The 15,781-nt window shown below is 62.5% G+C and carries 14 protein-coding genes; 4 read left to right on the top strand and 10 right to left on the bottom strand.

The features are described from left to right. Positions 1–638: 638 nt before the first annotated feature. Positions 639–1,805, bottom strand: a complete 1,167-nt coding sequence (locus AC1DS5_RS02830) for a metallophosphoesterase (RefSeq protein WP_477716724.1) — start codon at positions 1,803–1,805, stop codon at positions 639–641. Between the two features lie 405 nt (positions 1,806–2,210). Here AC1DS5_RS02830 and minC point away from each other — a divergent pair, with 405 nt between their 5' ends. The 4 genes from minC (at position 2,211) to AC1DS5_RS02810 (ending at position 6,059) form a co-directional block, all read left to right on the top strand. Then, positions 2,211–3,008: a septum site-determining protein MinC gene (minC, locus tag AC1DS5_RS02825; protein ID WP_477716723.1), complete on the top strand. Its 798-nt coding sequence runs from the start codon at positions 2,211–2,213 to the stop codon at positions 3,006–3,008. A gap of 117 nt (positions 3,009–3,125) precedes the next feature. Next, entirely contained in the window at positions 3,126–3,944 is an 819-nt protein-coding gene (gene minD, locus AC1DS5_RS02820; protein WP_477716722.1) for a septum site-determining protein MinD, read from the top strand. 4 nt (positions 3,945–3,948) lie between these two features. Then, positions 3,949–4,209, top strand: coding sequence for a cell division topological specificity factor MinE (gene minE / locus AC1DS5_RS02815; RefSeq protein ID WP_477716721.1), 261 nt, complete (start codon positions 3,949–3,951; stop codon positions 4,207–4,209). Positions 4,210–4,358: 149 nt separating this feature from the next. Then, positions 4,359–6,059 carry an ABC1 kinase family protein gene (locus AC1DS5_RS02810; protein WP_477716720.1) on the top strand — a complete coding sequence of 567 codons (1,701 nt, stop codon included), beginning with the start codon at positions 4,359–4,361 and terminating at the stop codon, positions 6,057–6,059. Positions 6,060–6,216: 157 nt separating this feature from the next. On the opposite strand, the gene AC1DS5_RS02805 is transcribed toward AC1DS5_RS02810, so the two are convergent. The 9 genes from AC1DS5_RS02805 to gyrB form a co-directional block, all read right to left on the bottom strand. Continuing rightward, complete coding sequence (locus AC1DS5_RS02805) at positions 6,217–6,855, bottom strand: hypothetical protein (RefSeq protein WP_477716719.1); 639 nt, start codon at positions 6,853–6,855, stop codon at positions 6,217–6,219. A gap of 344 nt (positions 6,856–7,199) precedes the next feature. Beyond that, complete coding sequence (locus AC1DS5_RS02800; protein WP_477716718.1) at positions 7,200–8,420, bottom strand: Fic family protein; 1,221 nt, start codon at positions 8,418–8,420, stop codon at positions 7,200–7,202. Between the two features lie 261 nt (positions 8,421–8,681). Then, positions 8,682–8,879, bottom strand: a complete 198-nt coding sequence (locus AC1DS5_RS02795) for a hypothetical protein (protein ID WP_477716717.1) — start codon at positions 8,877–8,879, stop codon at positions 8,682–8,684. Positions 8,880–9,177: 298 nt separating this feature from the next. Beyond that, complete coding sequence (locus AC1DS5_RS02790; RefSeq protein WP_477716716.1) at positions 9,178–9,789, bottom strand: 3'-5' exonuclease; 612 nt, start codon at positions 9,787–9,789, stop codon at positions 9,178–9,180. An 8-nt stretch (positions 9,790–9,797) separates the two neighbouring features. After that, the gene (locus tag AC1DS5_RS02785) at positions 9,798–10,376 is read right to left on the bottom strand and encodes an NnrU family protein (RefSeq protein WP_477716715.1); all 579 of its coding nucleotides are present in this window, start codon (positions 10,374–10,376) and stop codon (positions 9,798–9,800) included. Between the two features lie 268 nt (positions 10,377–10,644). Continuing rightward, a complete protein-coding gene (locus AC1DS5_RS02780; protein ID WP_477716714.1) occupies positions 10,645–10,881 on the bottom strand; it encodes a hypothetical protein in 237 nt (78 codons plus the stop codon). Between the two features lie 202 nt (positions 10,882–11,083). Then, positions 11,084–11,917, bottom strand: coding sequence for a protein NO VEIN domain-containing protein (locus AC1DS5_RS02775; RefSeq protein WP_477716713.1), 834 nt, complete (start codon positions 11,915–11,917; stop codon positions 11,084–11,086). Positions 11,918–12,147: 230 nt separating this feature from the next. After that, the gene (locus AC1DS5_RS02770; RefSeq protein ID WP_477716712.1) at positions 12,148–13,026 is read right to left on the bottom strand and encodes a DUF3800 domain-containing protein; all 879 of its coding nucleotides are present in this window, start codon (positions 13,024–13,026) and stop codon (positions 12,148–12,150) included. Between the two features lie 21 nt (positions 13,027–13,047). Further along, positions 13,048–15,672, bottom strand: coding sequence for a DNA topoisomerase (ATP-hydrolyzing) subunit B (gene gyrB / locus AC1DS5_RS02765; RefSeq protein WP_477716711.1), 2,625 nt, complete (start codon positions 15,670–15,672; stop codon positions 13,048–13,050). Positions 15,673–15,781: the final 109 nt, after the last annotated feature.

The following is a 15,781-nucleotide window of genomic DNA, read 5'->3' as shown; positions in this document are numbered from 1 at the left end:
CGACACCGTAAGTTGTAGCATTCATGGCGGGACCTCCGTCTGAAGTGGTTGGTAAGAACTCCACTTTGGCACTCGATGCCGTTCGATGCGAGGTCCCACCCCCGGTTCGATTGCGGCGCCGAAATCAAAGAGGAAGGCGTCCATACCAATCTCGGTCCAGGCGGGGTCTCGCTCAACTCGCCTGCGGCTCAGACAATCGCGATCCCTGATCCGCCTGGCCCTGCGCTCCTCGGCGCAGACAGAAGGGGTGGGTGCAGGTACGGGGTCAGCCCCCACTCCACCCCTCCCCCAGCGGGGGAGGGAGTGAGGCATCGGTGTGTTCGGTGGTTTTGAATTTTTGTCAACCCCGTCCTGGCTGGGCCGAGCAGCGCAGACGGAGGCGGGATCAGGGCCGCAGTTGTTTGAGCCGCAGGCGAGTTCTGCGGACCCCCGCCGGAGTCGAGCAGCACAGGTTGCCCGTAGCGCAGCGAAGGGACCCAGACTGCGGGTCGCCTTTTGTTTGGTTACTTTATTTTGGCGAGACAAAATAAAGTGACGAGCCGCCGGGCTCCCCCCGGCCAGCCACCCTCAGCAAACCCACAAGCTATCAATTCAACAGCAACCTACACCCAAAGCATTCCCAAAAAACCAGAACCAAACTAAGCCGCCACCAACCGCAACCACGTAATCTCCGAAGGCGCCCCAAACCGCTTGGGCGGCCCCCAGTAACCCGTCCCCCGGCTGGTATAGACCCACAGGTTGTGCAGCTTGTGCAGCCCCGCCGTGAATGGCTGCTGAAACCGCACAAACAGGTTCCACGGATAAAACTGCCCGCCATGCGTATGCCCCGACAGCTGCAGGTCAAAGCCGGCTTTGGCCGCCGCCTCGGCGCTGCGTGGCTGGTGCGCCAGCAACACGCGCACGGCGGCCGGTGGTGCACCCCGCAGCGCCGCCTCGGGATCGCTGCGGTGCGCCGGGTCAAAGTGGGCCGCGCTGTAGTCGGTCACACCCGCCAGCACCAGCGCTCCGCTGGCCTCGCCGGCATCGCTCGAGGAGCCGGGCTGGCGGATCACCACATGTTCGTTCAACAGCACCGTCAGGCCCAGGCGCCGCAGTTCGTCAATCCACGGCTGCGCGCCCGAGTAGTACTCGTGGTTGCCCGTCACAAAGTAGGTGCCGTGGCGTGACTGCAGCTGGGCCAGCGGTGCGACGTGCGCCGCCAGCTCGCTCACCTTGCCGTCCACCAGGTCGCCAGTGATGGCCACCACGTCAACGCCCAGCGCATTGACCTTGTCCACGATGCGGTTCAGATAGCGCTGCTTGATGGTCGGGCCCACATGGATGTCGCTGATCTGCGCCACGGTAAAGCCGTTCCACGCGGCGGGCAGGCCCTTGATGGGCACATCCACCCGCACCACCGCCGCGGTGCGCCGGGCATTCAGAAAACCCAGCAGCGTGACGACCAGGCCCATCAGCGGCACGGCTTCGGCAGACACTGTGCGCAACTCGGCCAGCGGCAGCAAGCCGGGCACCAGCAGGTTGCCCAGCCAGAGCACCAGCAGGGCCGCATCGCGCAGCAGCGTCAGCACAAACAGCGACGAAAACAGCCCCATGCAAAGCAGGCCCAACCAGCTCAGCACATCAGCCAGTGGCGGTTTGGCCACCCGCCGGGCCATCAGGCCCAGGGGCATCAGCAGCGCCGACAGCAACAACACGCCCATCATCAGGAACTGCGCCACGGGAAAGGCCGACAGCCCCGGCACCAGGCGGATGCCGATATAGCCATGAAGCAGGGCGGCTACGGCAGCCAGCGGCAAGAAGTTCATAAATGTTGTTCGGTGAGGTAAGTGATTGCGGCGTAATTGCGGAGTAACGGCGGGGTGCGTGCGGGTTGTAACTGATGATGATGTCTTGGTGATGTCCGGGTGATGTCCGGTGATCTTCTGACGATGGCTACAATCACCAATTCTTTTTATATGGGCTCCGCCGGCCTGCATTCAATGCCTGGACCATGCCTGCAGCCTCCCGCCAACGGCCGCCGGGCGTTTCATCCGCTCACAAGTGCGACAAACCGTGCAGGTGGATTTCACGGGTTTCACGCTAACCTCACCACTTTCCTGTCGTCGGTGTCGCTTTCCGCCCTCACCCCTCGCCTTGTTCGCGGCTGCGCCCCGGTCCTGCCTGCTCACTGCCGTCCCTATGCACTATCTTCCCCGTCCCATCACCAGCCCATGACTGTTGCCCTCCAGGCCACCGCCCCCGCCACGTTTGAAATCAAAAGCGCCAACCTGCCCCTGGTAGCGCTCTTGCTCAAAACCACAGACCTCGGCGCGCTGTCCCGCGATCTGGCATCGCGGTTCGGCGACATTCCGGATTTCTTTGACCAGGACGCCCTGCTGATCGACCTGTCGCCGCTGGCGGCAACAGCCCACGCCGGCAGCGGCGACCTCGACTTTCCCGCACTCATCACGCTGCTGGGCGATTACCAGTTGGTGCCGATTGCCGTCAAGGGCGGCACCCCCGCCCAGACGGCGGCAGCGCTGCAGGCCGGCCTGCTGCCGGTGCCCGACGCGCAGCTGATGGGCAGCCGAACCGCCACGGCCCCAGCGCCAGCCGCATCCGCACCTCAACACCCCGCCTCGCCCGCACAAGCGCAAGCACCCGCGCCAGCGCCGCTCGGCGCACTCGTGATCGACCGGCCGCTGCGTTCGGGCCAGCAGGTCTACGCACGCGGCCGCGACCTGGTGGTGCTGGCCATGGTCAATGCCGGCGCTGAAGTCATTGCCGACGGCCACATCCATGTGTATGCACCGCTGCGCGGCAAGGCCATGGCCGGCGCGCGCGGCAACACCGACGCCCGCATCTTCTCGCTGGCGCTGGAAGCCGAGCTGCTGTCAATTGCCGGCGTCTACCGCACCAGCGAGCACCCGCTGCCGCCCGGCGTGGCGGGCCAGCCCACGCAGGTGCGGCTGGTGCCCGGCCCGGACGGCGAAGGCGACAAACTGGTCATGACCGTCATGGGTGCCTGAATGGCGCCACCTCGCTCCTGCCCGTCACGCCCCGCGGATAACATCGCCTGGCACAACGCGGCCTGGCATTAGCCGCTGCGACCCGCATCTCTACCGTTTTCAAAAGGATATTCAAGAATGGCAAAAATCATTGTGGTCACCTCCGGCAAGGGCGGCGTGGGCAAAACCACCACCAGCGCCAGCTTTGCAACCGCCCTGGCCCTGCGCGGCCACAAAACCGCAGTGATCGACTTCGACGTCGGCCTGCGCAACCTGGACCTCATCATGGGCTGCGAGCGCCGCGTGGTGTACGACCTCATCAACGTCATCCACGGCGAAGCCACGCTCAACCAGGCGCTCATCAAGGACAAGCAGTGCCACAACCTCTATGTGCTGGCCGCCTCGCAAACCCGCGACAAGGACGCGCTGACCAAGGACGGTGTGGAAAAAGTCCTGAAGGACCTGGCCACCATGGACTTTGAATACATCGTCTGCGACTCGCCCGCCGGCATTGAAACCGGCGCGCTGCTGGCCATGCACTTTGCCGACGAGGCCCTGGTCGTGACCAACCCCGAGGTGTCCTCGGTGCGCGACTCCGACCGCATCCTCGGCATGCTCTCCAGCAAGACCAAGCGCGCAATTGACGGCGGCGACCCGATCAAGGAGCACCTGCTCATCACCCGCTACAACCCCAGCCGCGTCGACCAGGGGCAGATGCTCTCGCTCGAAGACATCAAGGACATCCTGCGCATCAAGCTGATTGGCGTGATTCCCGAGTCCGACTCCGTGCTGCAGGCCTCCAACCAGGGCGTGCCGGCCGTGCACATCCACGGCAGCGATGTGTCGGAAGCCTACAAGGACGTGGTCGACCGCTTCCTGGGCGACAAGGACAAGCCGCTGCGCTTCATCGACGCGCAAAAGCCCGGCCTGTTGAAACGCTGGTTTGGAGGAAAGTGACGCGATGGCTTCATTCCTGTCCTTTCTGCTCGGCGAGAAGAAACAAACCGCCAGCGTCGCCAAGGAGCGGCTGCAGATCATCCTCGCGCACGAGCGCACCGGCCGCAGCCACAAGCCCGACTACCTGCCGGCGCTGCAGCGCGACCTGATCGCCGTGATCGCCAAATACATCCACATCAACCCCAACGACATCAAGCTCCACCTGGAACGGCAGGACAACCTCGATGTGCTCGAAGTGAAGATCGAGTTGCCGGACAAAAAATAGGCACAAAAAAAGTAGGCACGACAGGCGCGGTAGACGCGAACGGCCCCTGACGCCAGAGTCACCGGCTGGCGCAGGCGCCCAAGGTTTGACCCCCAGGCCGTTTGCGCCGTATCAAGGGCCCAACCGGGCCGCGGCGCTATCATCGGCCCATGCTGCTCGAAACCTTGGGCGCGGCGCGCGAAATCGGTCGCATCAACGAGATTGCCGGTGTGCTCATTCGCCACGGCCTGGGCGACACCGTGCGCCGCCTCGGGCTGGCCGACCGGCTCGAACGTGCCGGCCACATCGTCAAGTGGGAGCACGCCGCCGACCTCGCCCGCCTCGAGCCGCCGGTGCAGGTGCGCCTGGCGCTGCAGGAGCTGGGCCCCACCTTCGTCAAGCTCGGGCAGATCCTGGCCGGGCGTGCCGACCTGCTCGGCCCCGAATGGATTGCCGAACTCCAGCGCCTGCACAGCCAGGTGCCCGCCGTGCCGCTCGACGACCTGCGCCCGCAGCTGCGGGAAGACCTGGGCGACGAGCCCGAAAACATATTTGCCCGCTTTGACGTGGAACCGCTGGCGGCAGCCTCCATTGCCCAGGTGCACCGCGCGCAACTTCACGATGGCAGCGAAGTCGTCGTCAAGATTCGCCGCCCCGGCATACGCGAGGTGATCGAGGCCGACCTGCGGCTGATGGACCGGCTGGCCGCCATCGCCGAGGCCGACATGGCCTCCCTCAAGCCCTACCACCCGCGCCAGCTGGTGCGGGAGTTCGCGCGTTCACTGCGGCGCGAGCTGGACCTTGCCGCCGAGTGCCACAACGCCGAGCGCGTGGCCGACAACTTCGCGCTACTGCCGCATGTGGTGATTCCGCGCGTGCACTGGGCCTACACCAGCGAGCGCATCAATACCCAGGACTTCGTCGACGGCATCCCCGGCGAGCGGCTCGACCTGCTGCCTACGGATGCCGGCTTCGACCGCACCGTTCTGGCGCAGCGCGGCGCCCGGGCCGTGCTCAAAATGATCGTGGAAGACGGGTTCTTCCATGCCGACCCGCACCCCGGCAATGTGTTCTACCTGCCGGGCAACCGCCTGGCATTCATCGACTTCGGCATGGTCGGGAGCCTGTCGCCGCAGCGGCGCGAGGAACTGCTGCAGCTGCTGCTGGGCCTGGTGACGCGCGACGCGCAGGCCGTGGCGGCCGTGCTGCTGGACTGGGCCGGCGACGACCACGGCCAGAACCTCTCGCAGCTCGAAACCGAAATCGAGGCCTTTGTCGACCAGTACCATGGCACGCCGCTGGCACAGCTCAACCTCGGCGGCATGCTGGCGAGCGTCACCACGATACTGCGCGAGCACCGCCTGACCCTGCCCCCGGACCTGGCCCTGCTGATCAAGGCCTTTATCTCGCTGGATGGCATGGGCCGCGGCCTGGACCCCGGCTTTCACATGGCGACCGAAGCACTGCCCCTGCTGCACGAGGTGGCGCGTGCGCGCTACCAGCCCGGGGCCATCGCCGCGCGCGGCTGGAAGGCACTGCTGCGCACCCTGAGGCTGGCCGAGCAGCTGCCGCACGATCTGTCGCGCCTGATGCGCAATGCGCGCCGTGGTCACCTCCGGGTGAGCATTGACGTGGCCCATCTCAAGCGCGTCGGCGACCAGCTGGACCGCGCGGCCAACCGCCTGGCCATGGCCATGGTGATCGCCGCGCTCATCATCGGCTCATCCATCGTGATGACCGTGCGGGGCGGCCCCACCCTGTTCGGCTTGCCGATTTTTGGTTTTCTGGGGTTTTGCGGCGCGGTGGCCTGCGCCCTGTGGCTGGTGCGCGCCATCTGGCGCAGCAGCCGGCCACACGACGACGACGCCTGAGCCGGCAGCCGGCGCTGCGGCAGCTGCGGCCGCTGCGATCACTAGAGACAAGCGCAAAAAACACCCGCCTTTTGGGGCGGGTGTTCCTGGGGTGCAAGGGTTGTTGGGCGCAGCATTGGCCGCGCTACACATCAACCCCGTTTAACTCTTTAATGGTTTAACGGCTGACAGCCCCGCCGGCAACGCCCCCGCTGGCGTTCACGCCAGCGCCCGCAGCCGCATCCACACTGCCTGCGCCTTGCGCGCCGCTGGTCACACCGCGGGTGATGCCCTGGCCCGTTTTCCTCACGGTACTGCCCGTGGCTCGGGCGGTGCCTTTGGCATCGTCAAGCACCGCACCTGCGCGGCTGGTGCCGCCCGAGGCATTCGCCGCACCGCCCGCCCGGACGTCAGCATCCGCCGTGGCTGCCGCGCGCTCTTCGGCGGTGACGTTGCGGTTGGCGCCCGCCTGCGCGGCGGTATCAAGCCCCAAGCCCTTATTGGCGGTTCCGCCGCCAACCGTGACACCCGTGTTGGCACCACCACCGGCACCTACCCCCACGGTGCCCACACTCACACCGCCCCCAGCGCCTGCACCCACGCCGACCCCGACAGAGGGGCCCGCGGCAACGGTGAGGCCGCCCTGGCCAGCCAATGCGCCATCAAGGCCCGGCACGCCAGCATATGAGGCCGCGCCCCACGCCATGGCGGTGGTCAAAATCACCATGGACGGAATGGCCCGCAACATCCGCGGACGAGCGGCGCGGGAAGGGCGAGTAGAAGCAAGTTGGGCAGGGAAGTTTTGAAATCGAGTCATTGAAGCTCCTGTAAATTGAAGAAGCATTCATCTTCTCCGGTGGAATTGTTCTTGAGGTGTCGGCTTCGTTGACTTTGTAAGTCGATGCGCAATCACCGTTTCATGGGGGCCACGGAATAAGTGAGCGCTCATTAATCAGACGATCTTCATCATGTGAAACAGCGCAGCCGCCCGGATGTATCGCATGTCAGCAAGCGAAACACCCGCAAGCCCGCTTTTGCCGCCGCAACGCCCATGAGCAGCCAGAGCCTCTGCTGCGCCGGCAAATACTTCATCATCAGGTCCCCGCAATATGGCTTCAGCGTCGCCAGCACGGGCGACTGCCAGACAATGGCTGCAGGCTTTTATTGCCCCGAATCACCGCCCGCCTCGGCCTCGGGCCACAGGCTGGGAAAGTAAAAGCGCAGTGCATGCTGCGGCACACCAAAGCGCAACTTGCCGTGGGGCGAGTCCGTGGCCAGCAGGCCGCGCTTGAGCAGTGCCGTCACCTGCGCCGTGGCAAGGCGCTCCCCCAGCCCCAGCAAAGCCTTGAACTCGCTGCGCTCCAGTTCGGCCTGCGTGAGTAGCAGGTAGTGCAATGCCCGCAGCGACTCGCTGCGCACACCGCGCTTCACCACGTTTTCCTCGAAGGCCAGGCAGGCGGCAATGCGGTCCTTCATGCCGGCCATGTCGAGCAAGCCGGCCATGAAGCGCACCTGGTCAATGCACAGGCCCAGCACATAGCGCATCCAGGCAATCAGCGCGCGCTCCGACAGGTTGCCACGCCCATCCAGGTCACCGGCCCGCGGCTCATCAGCGGCGGCCAGATGCAGGTAGTAAGCCTCATGGCTGCGGGCAAAGCCGCGCAGCGGCGACCACAAGCCATTGGTCAGGCCCAGCGCGCCCAGCGCAAGGTGTGTGTGGAGCCGCGCCACGCGGCCATTGCCGTCGCGGAACGGGTGGATCCACGCCAGCCGGTGGTGCGAAGCGGCAACGGCCAGAACCTGCAGCTCACCGCGTCGCACACCGCCGTAAAAACCGCCCCAGCGCTCCAGCATGGCGCTGATGGCCGCGTGGGCCGGCGCCGCATGCACGCCCACACTGACCTCGCGGTCGCGCAAAGCGCCAGGCACCAGCACATCGCCCTCGGGCAGCACACGGTCGACATCCGGCAGGCGGGCAAACAGGTCTTGGTGAATGTCGCGCACCATTTGCGCAGACCATACCTGCTGGCTGGACCAGCCTTTCCAGCCGGTTTCAATGGCACGCTCGGTTTCCATGTGGGCCAGCGCCAGCCGCTGGCGCCGCGCCTTGTCCCCGTCCTGCGAATAGTCATTGTGCAACGCGCGCTCAATCTCAAAAGGCAGCGTGTGCTGCCCCTCGATTTTGTTGCTGTAATAGGAATTCATCGCTCGCAGCAGCTGGCGGAGATCGGCCGGTGCGCCTGCCCCCGCCAGACTGCGCGCTTCGCGCTGCAGATCATGAGCCTGCTCCAGCAGCGGCTCCAGGAGATGCTCACCCGGCAGCAAGGGCTCCATCTGCGCGGGGTGATCATAAAGAGCGAATTTTTGCGACTTTCCAAGCATTCGCAAGTCTATGCTTTATATAGACTTTTTACAATTCCTGCGTTTATTTTTGCGGGTTTGGATGCGACTTCGCCGATCCACGCCAAGTTCAAATCGAGGTCCGGCAAAAGCGGACGCTTTTGCACAGCGCCAACCCAGCCGCCCTCAATCCAGAGCTTGCAGCAACAAACGAGGTTGCGTCAGAGCACTCAGGGCGCCCATGACACTGCAGCGAGGCCATTCCGGCTCCTGGACAAGCCTGCCGCGCCTCCACAAGGCAGCTTAATGCCCGGTATTGCCCCGGCGCGACTGCGTCTGATTCCCGCTGCCGATGTGCGCCTCCCGGTCCGCCCGGCTTTCCGAGGTGCGCTGGGCCTCATTTTTCTGGGTGAGGGGCTGCTCGCCTACCTTGTTGTGGTCATTCACCACCTTGCCAAGGTGCTCAACCTTTTCGTCGCGCGGGTTCTGTTTATAAGTCATGGTGGGTTCTCCAATAGAAATAGCGGTTGAAGACAGGCGCATGCGCAAACGCACTCACGCCACTAGTCAACCCCATTCTGGAAAGGCCCAATCCGCCCCGGTGTCAGACAGCGCCGCGAGTGCATACGCGACAAGGAGACACAGGGGAAAACAAATATGAGCCGCTAACAAAACCCAGCGAAGCGGTCCTGGCCAGGCGTGCCGCCGCAGACAGTGCTGTAGCACGGCCAAGGCGGCACAACGACGCCAGGAGGGTTTTGTTAGCGGCTCTAAGTCTGCCCGCAACCTACGCCGCGGTTCACCCGTCGGTGTATTGCGCCATCAACGCAGGCACCGCCGGTTTGGCGCAGCGCTGTAGAGCCATCAGCAGGGCATGGTCGGGGCGGGCCACGCCGTGGCGGCAACGCAGGTCATGCTGAATCTGGCCCAGCAGCGACGCCGCCATTTCCGCATCGGCCAGTGCCCGGTGCGCGCGGCCGGCTTTGGGCAAGTGGTGGTAATCGACCAGCACGCCCAGTTTGTGGCTGGGCGCCTGGGGGTAGAGCCGTCTGGCCACCAGCATGGTGCAGGCAAACGGCTGGCTCGCCCTCTCCCCGGCACGGCTTAGCTCGGCCTCCCAGAACTTGCGGTCAAACGACGCGTTGTGCGCCACCAGGGGCGCGTTGCCCACAAAGCGGTTGGCGTCGGCCATGACCGTGGCGGCATCGGGCGCGCCGGCCACCATGGCGTTGGTGATGCCCGTGAGGCCCGTGATGAAGGCCGGGATGCGCACCCCCGCATTCATCAGGCTCTGAAAGCGGTCCACCACCCGGCCGCCCTCCACCAGCACGATGGCCACCTCGGTGGCGCGGTCGCCCATGGCCGGCGACAGGCCCGTGGTTTCAAAGTCGATGACGGCGATGGGTTGCACAGCCACCCTCAGCCCAGCGGCCGCACGCCAATCAGCACGCCATGGGCCCAGAACGCAAACCCGGCCCAGGCCACCAAACCCACCGCCATCGTGATGGCCGTGCCGGCCGCCGTGCCCGGCGGGTACACGGTGTTCGCCGCACGGTCCCGCCCCCGCGCCGCCTTGAAGCAACACACCGCCCACACCAGAAAGGCGCCAAACAGCACCACGCCCGCCAGCGTGCCGTTGGCCAGCAGGTGCGCCAGGGCCCACACCTTCACCGACAGCAGCATGGGGTGATGCAGCGTTGCCTTGATGGCGTTGCGCGGCACATAGGTGGCCACCAGCAGGATGAAGGCGAGCAGCATCAGCAGCGCAGCCACATGCCGCATGCCCACGGGCGGCGTCCACAGCACCACCGGGTTCTGGCGCGCCAGGCCATAGCCCCACACCAGCAACACAAAGCCGGCAATGGAGAGCAGCGCGTAAACACCCTTCCAGGGCTTCTCGCCCAGCCGGGCCATCATCTGCGTGCGCCAGCCGTCGGCCACGATGCGCGTGGAGTGCACGCCCAAAAACAGAATAAGGCCCAGGATCAATACCGCCATGTGAACCCCTTCGGAGTAAGTTGCGGCAATTATGCGGCAGTGCCGTGCGCACACGCCTCAACCGCCATGGCTCCCAACGTTCTCTTCCCGGGTGGGCAGTGCCCCGCATGCGGGTGGCACCCAGCGGCATCGACACTTCACTACCGTTCGCCCTGAGCTTGGTCGTTGGGCTTCGACCCTTCAACAATCGCAGCCTACATATGTGCTGCCGTGGTTTCAGGCCAGTTTTTCTTACGTGCTGGCCAGCAAGCCACCCATGGCGCCCCCATCAACTAGCCAGCGAATCACCGGCAGCCGCGTCGGTGTCAGGTTTGTCATTAGAGCCAGCGCCCGCAGCGGCGGTGTGGTTCAGCGACAGCGTCACGCCCACCGCCTTCTTCTGCACGGTATCCATCACATCCGAATCAGGCGCCACACCCCAGGCCATGGCTGTGGTCAGCACCACCAGCGAAGGAATGGCCCGCAGGTAGCGCGGACGGAACAAAAAGTTCGCAAGCTTCTTCATACATGTCTCCTTTGGCAGCAAAGGGGCGATGTTGCGCCGCCAAGATGACACGCCTGCGTCTGGCGTGTTGAGTTTTGTAAGGAATTGCCACCCCCGACGCGCGAAGAGGCCTGCCCGTCTGGCCAGCTGCGGGCCATGTCTGCTATGAATTCAGCAGCTATTGATGTCCGTTATATCTTGACTATTCATCATCCAACGCCGCTTAGCCAAAGCTAGCGCGATAAGTCACCGGATCTAGAACGCAATGCTGATCAAGCGAACCCTTCAGATCAAAAAGGCGGGGCGCTTTCCTGAATTCAAAAAGTCGATAAAGATGAAATTGGTCTTCAGCACCATGCGATAGGGCAAGCTCGCCCCGCGAAATAAAAAACGGTGTGTCACGACCAAACGAGGTTGTCTTCACCTCAATAAAGCGTTCTTTGCCATCCGCATCAAAAGACAGTATGTCGTAACCCAGACCGTCTCCCTTCGATTGGGAAACGTGATCAACCCTGTCTGCAAGCCGTTGCTGACCAAGTGCAATGAGCCGCCAATGCTCGAACTTAACGACGAACTCTTCGCCGGCCAGTCCCAATGATTGATTCTGAGCTTCCCGTTCGAGGTAGTCGCGTTTTACAGCTTTGAAAAATAGGGGATTTACGGATTCAGTCGCTCGATTCTGTTTCTGAGGGGCATCTGATTTCACTTTAGTGAAGTCAACTAACGTTGGCACTAACGCGGGCTGCTGGACAGCCGCAAGCGCAGCGCTGTCAAGCGTCGTTTTACCGCGAACTTGATCTGCGGCAACGACCGCCAGAAGCGCTTGGTAGTTTGATCGGGGTTTGTAGCCTCGAATGTAGGGAAACCCGAGGTCTATCATTGCCGCGCTGATATTGCCGTGCTTGAACTCAATAGAGGCGTCGGAACGCTCTTGTAACTTGGCCTGCAATTTTTGGCGATGCACAGTCTTGCTATAGCTTTGACCCGCCAGCTCTAGCGTCAACATTTGCAAATAGTCAGCAACGATTGCTTCAACCTCTTCGCGCGACCAATCCATGAGCGTTCCAAACAAGTTTCGGTAAGACCGCTATCTTATGATCTCCCGTGATTGAGCTCGACGATGACGCGGGAGGCTCCGCCCAGCAGTGATGCCGCCATTTCCGCATCAGCCATCATTCGAACAGCTGAAGGTGCAATGGTAAGCATGCAATTTGCGTGGTTTTACTTTCTTCACTTATAATTTCTAGGCCCTTCAGCGCACGAACGCCCAAGTTCCACTTGGGACATTTATGTAGTGCCTGCGGGGCTTTTTTCTTTTCCGCCTCGTTTTTTTGCAAACTCCGGCCGAACGACACCATCCGCTGGTTTGAAAAGCCAATGACGGTACGGATCATTCCATCGACTCTCCAGTCCAGGGTTGGCACCAGTGGAAATGCCAATGTTGAACGCTTTACCACTATAGGCAGAACGAATCTCTGCCAGCACCCGCTTATAAACACGCTCTTTAGCGATGGTTCTCTTGCCTCGCGTCCTCGATCCTTCCGGCTTTTCCTTGTGCTTGTCGTTCAAACGAAAAGGAATAGATCCAAGAATCACGTCCAAAGCTTGAAGGATCACATGCTCTTTGGAGTCAACCTCGGCAAGCTGATCAGCGCGAATGTGCACGTTTGCCCGCCGAAACCCCGAATTAGCATTCAGCCCCGTTACAAAACCTTTGAACGCGGCACATTTTTCAGAGGTATCTGGTAACTTGTCAAAGTAAATACGAATTCCAGTGCGTACACCTAGCGTGCCGGCATATTTAAGCCCAAAAGCATGCTTTATGAACTGGTAGTAGAGAAGAAAAAACCCATTTTCCCGCTGTTCAGTCGTTAGGCGGTGCGCTGAAAAGTAGTTTTGAGTGAACATGATTCGAATTTTCAGCTTGCCCTCTTTCACAAGCAGAAAAACTTCTTCCACGAAATCAATGTACTTCTGTGCGTAAGGCTCAGTGATTTTCTGCCACTTAAGCTCGCCAAACAAATTAAGACGTTCCTTGCAGGCATCTAGCCGTGCAATCACTTCCGCGTGATGCGTTGACTCCACCAATGCGCCGCCATAGAAATTTGCAAAGTGTTTGCCGGATGAGTCTGATTCGTCACAATAAAGAATCAGCTCTCGAGTCACAAAGCGACTCCGACGCCATACTTAAACATCAATGTTGGCAGCCCGCAGCGCATTCTGCTCAATAAACTCCCGGCGCGGTTCCACCTCATCACCCATCAGCATGGTGAACACGTGGTCGGCTTCAATGGCGTCGTCAATCTGCACGCGCAGCAGGCGGCGCACTTGCGGGTCCATCGTCGTTTCCCATAGCTGAGCCGGGTTCATCTCGCCCAGGCCTTTGTAGCGCTGGCGGGCGGTGGCGTTTTCGGCCTGGCCGATCAACCAGGCCATGGCCTGGCGGAAGTCGCTGACTTTTTCTTCCTTCTGGCGCTCGCCTTCGCCGCGCATGACCTTGGCGCCTTCGCTGATGAGGCCCCGGAAGGTGGCGGCGGCATCGGCCAGGGTGGCGTAATCGGCGCCGTGCACAAAGTCCTGCGTGATCACGCTGCTCTTCACGTTGCCGTGATGGCGGCGACTGATGCGCAGAATGGGTTTGTCGCTGCGGGTGTCAAACTCGCCAGCCACTTCGGCCGGGGCGCCCGTGGTGTTCAGCTCGCGCAGCTTGACCTGCAGCGTCACGGCGGAGGCTTCCGCATCGGCCACGGTGTCGAGGTTCAGGCTCACGCCGTCGGCAATCGCGCGCAGGGCTTCCGCGTCCATGAAGCCGCGCAGGCGGGCAATCACGGACTCGGCCAGCTGGTGCTTGCGGGCCAGCTCGGCCAGCGTGTCGCCGGTGAGCACGGTGCTTGCGTCGGCGCCGGTTTGCACGCTCGCATCCTTGAGCGCAATGCGCAGCAGGAAGCCGTCGAGTGCGGCGGTGTCCTTGAGGTACTGCTCTTCCTTGCCGGCCTTGACCTTGTACAGCGGTGGCTGCGCGATGTAGATGTGGCCACGCTCGACCAGCTCGGGCATCTGGCGGTAAAAGAAGGTCAGCAGCAGCGTGCGGATGTGCGCGCCGTCCACGTCGGCGTCGGTCATGATGATGATGCGGTGGTAGCGCAGCTTGGCGACGTTGAAGTCGTCGGTGCCGGGCGTGCCGCCAATGCCGCCGGCCTTGCCGATGCCGGTGCCCAGGGCGGTGATCAGCGTCAAAATCTCGTTGCTGGTCAGCAGCTTTTCGTAGCGGGCTTTTTCGACGTTCAGGATCTTGCCGCGCAGCGGAAGAATCGCCTGGAACTTGCGGTCGCGGCCCTGCTTGGCGGAGCCACCGGCGGAGTCACCCTCGACCAGGTAGATCTCGCACATGGCGGGGTCTTTTTCCTGGCAGTCGGCCAGCTTGCCGGGCAGGCCCATGCCGTCGAGAACCCCTTTTCTGCGGGTCATATCACGCGCTTTTCGCGCGGCTTCGCGGGCGCGGGCCGCCTCGATGATCTTGCCGACGATGATCTTCGCATCGTTCGGGCGCTCCTGCAGGTAGTCGTGCAGCAGGCGGCTCACAATGTCTTCGACCGGGCCGCGCACTTCGCTGCTTACCAGCTTGTCTTTGGTCTGGCTGGAGAACTTGGGCTCGGGCACCTTCACGCTCAGCACGCAGCACAGGCCTTCGCGCATGTCGTCGCCGGTGACTTCCACCTTGGCTTTCTTGGCCAGCTCGCTGTCGTCGATGTATTTGTTGATGACCCGCGTCATCGCGGCGCGCAAGCCGGTCAGGTGGGTGCCGCCGTCGCGCTGGGGAATGTTGTTGGTAAAGCACAGCACCTGTTCGCTGTAACCGCTGTTCCACTGCATGGCGACTTCCACGCCGATGTTGGTGCCCTGGTCGCTCTGGCGGTCGCCCATGGCGGCAAACACGTTGGGGTGCAGCACCGTCTTGCCCTTGTTGATGAACTCAACAAAGCCCTTCACGCCGCCGGCGCCGGCAAAGTCGTCTTCCTTGCCGCTGCGCTCGTCTTTCAGGCGAATGCGCACGCCGTTGTTCAAAAAGCTCAGCTCGCGCAGGCGCTTGCTCAAGATTTCGTAATGGAAATCGTTGTTTTCTTTGAAGATTTCGGTGTCGGGCAAAAAGTGGACTTCGGTACCGCGCTTGTCGGTGTGGTCCATCACCTTCATTGGCGAGACGTCCACGCCGTTGATCTGCTCGATGATGCGGTTTTGCACAAAGCCGCGCGAGAACTCCATCACATGCACCTTGCCGTCGCGGCGAATAGTGAGGCGCAGCATTTTTGACAGCGCATTCACGCAACTCACGCCCACGCCGTGCAGGCCACCCGAGACCTTGTAGCTGTTCTGGTTGAACTTGCCGCCGGCATGCAGCTCGGTCAGGGCAATCTCGGCGGCCGAGCGTTTGGGCTCATGCTTGTCGTCCATCTTGATGCCGGTCGGAATGCCGCGGCCGTTGTCGGTCACGCTGATGGAGTTGTCGGTGTGGATGGTGACGACGATGTCGTCGCAGTGGCCGGCCAGTGCTTCGTCAATCGAGTTGTCGACCACCTCGAACACCAGGTGGTGCAAGCCGGTGCCGTCTGAAGTGTCGCCAATGTACATGCCGGGGCGCTTGCGCACGGCTTCCAGGCCTTCCAGGATCTGGATCGAGCCTTCGCCGTAGGCTTCTGAAGCGCCGGCCTGGTTGGTGTCGATTTTGGGCTGGAAATTGGAGCTTTCCTCGCCCGCAGTACCGTCAGTTACGTGCACCTGATCGGCCCCGTTCACATTGTTTTCTTCAGTCATAACCAGCTTTACTTCCAAATCTTTTCGATTTCTTCAATCTCTTGAATGACCAAACCCGCTCTAGCAAGCGGGTCTGTTTGAATTTGGGCGCGCTTTTAGCGTGACCAAA

Source organism: Polaromonas sp. P4_H1 (genome assembly GCF_056400945.1).
Note: the sequence above shows the minus strand (reverse complement) of the source record. Positions and strands in the feature narration are given on the sequence as shown.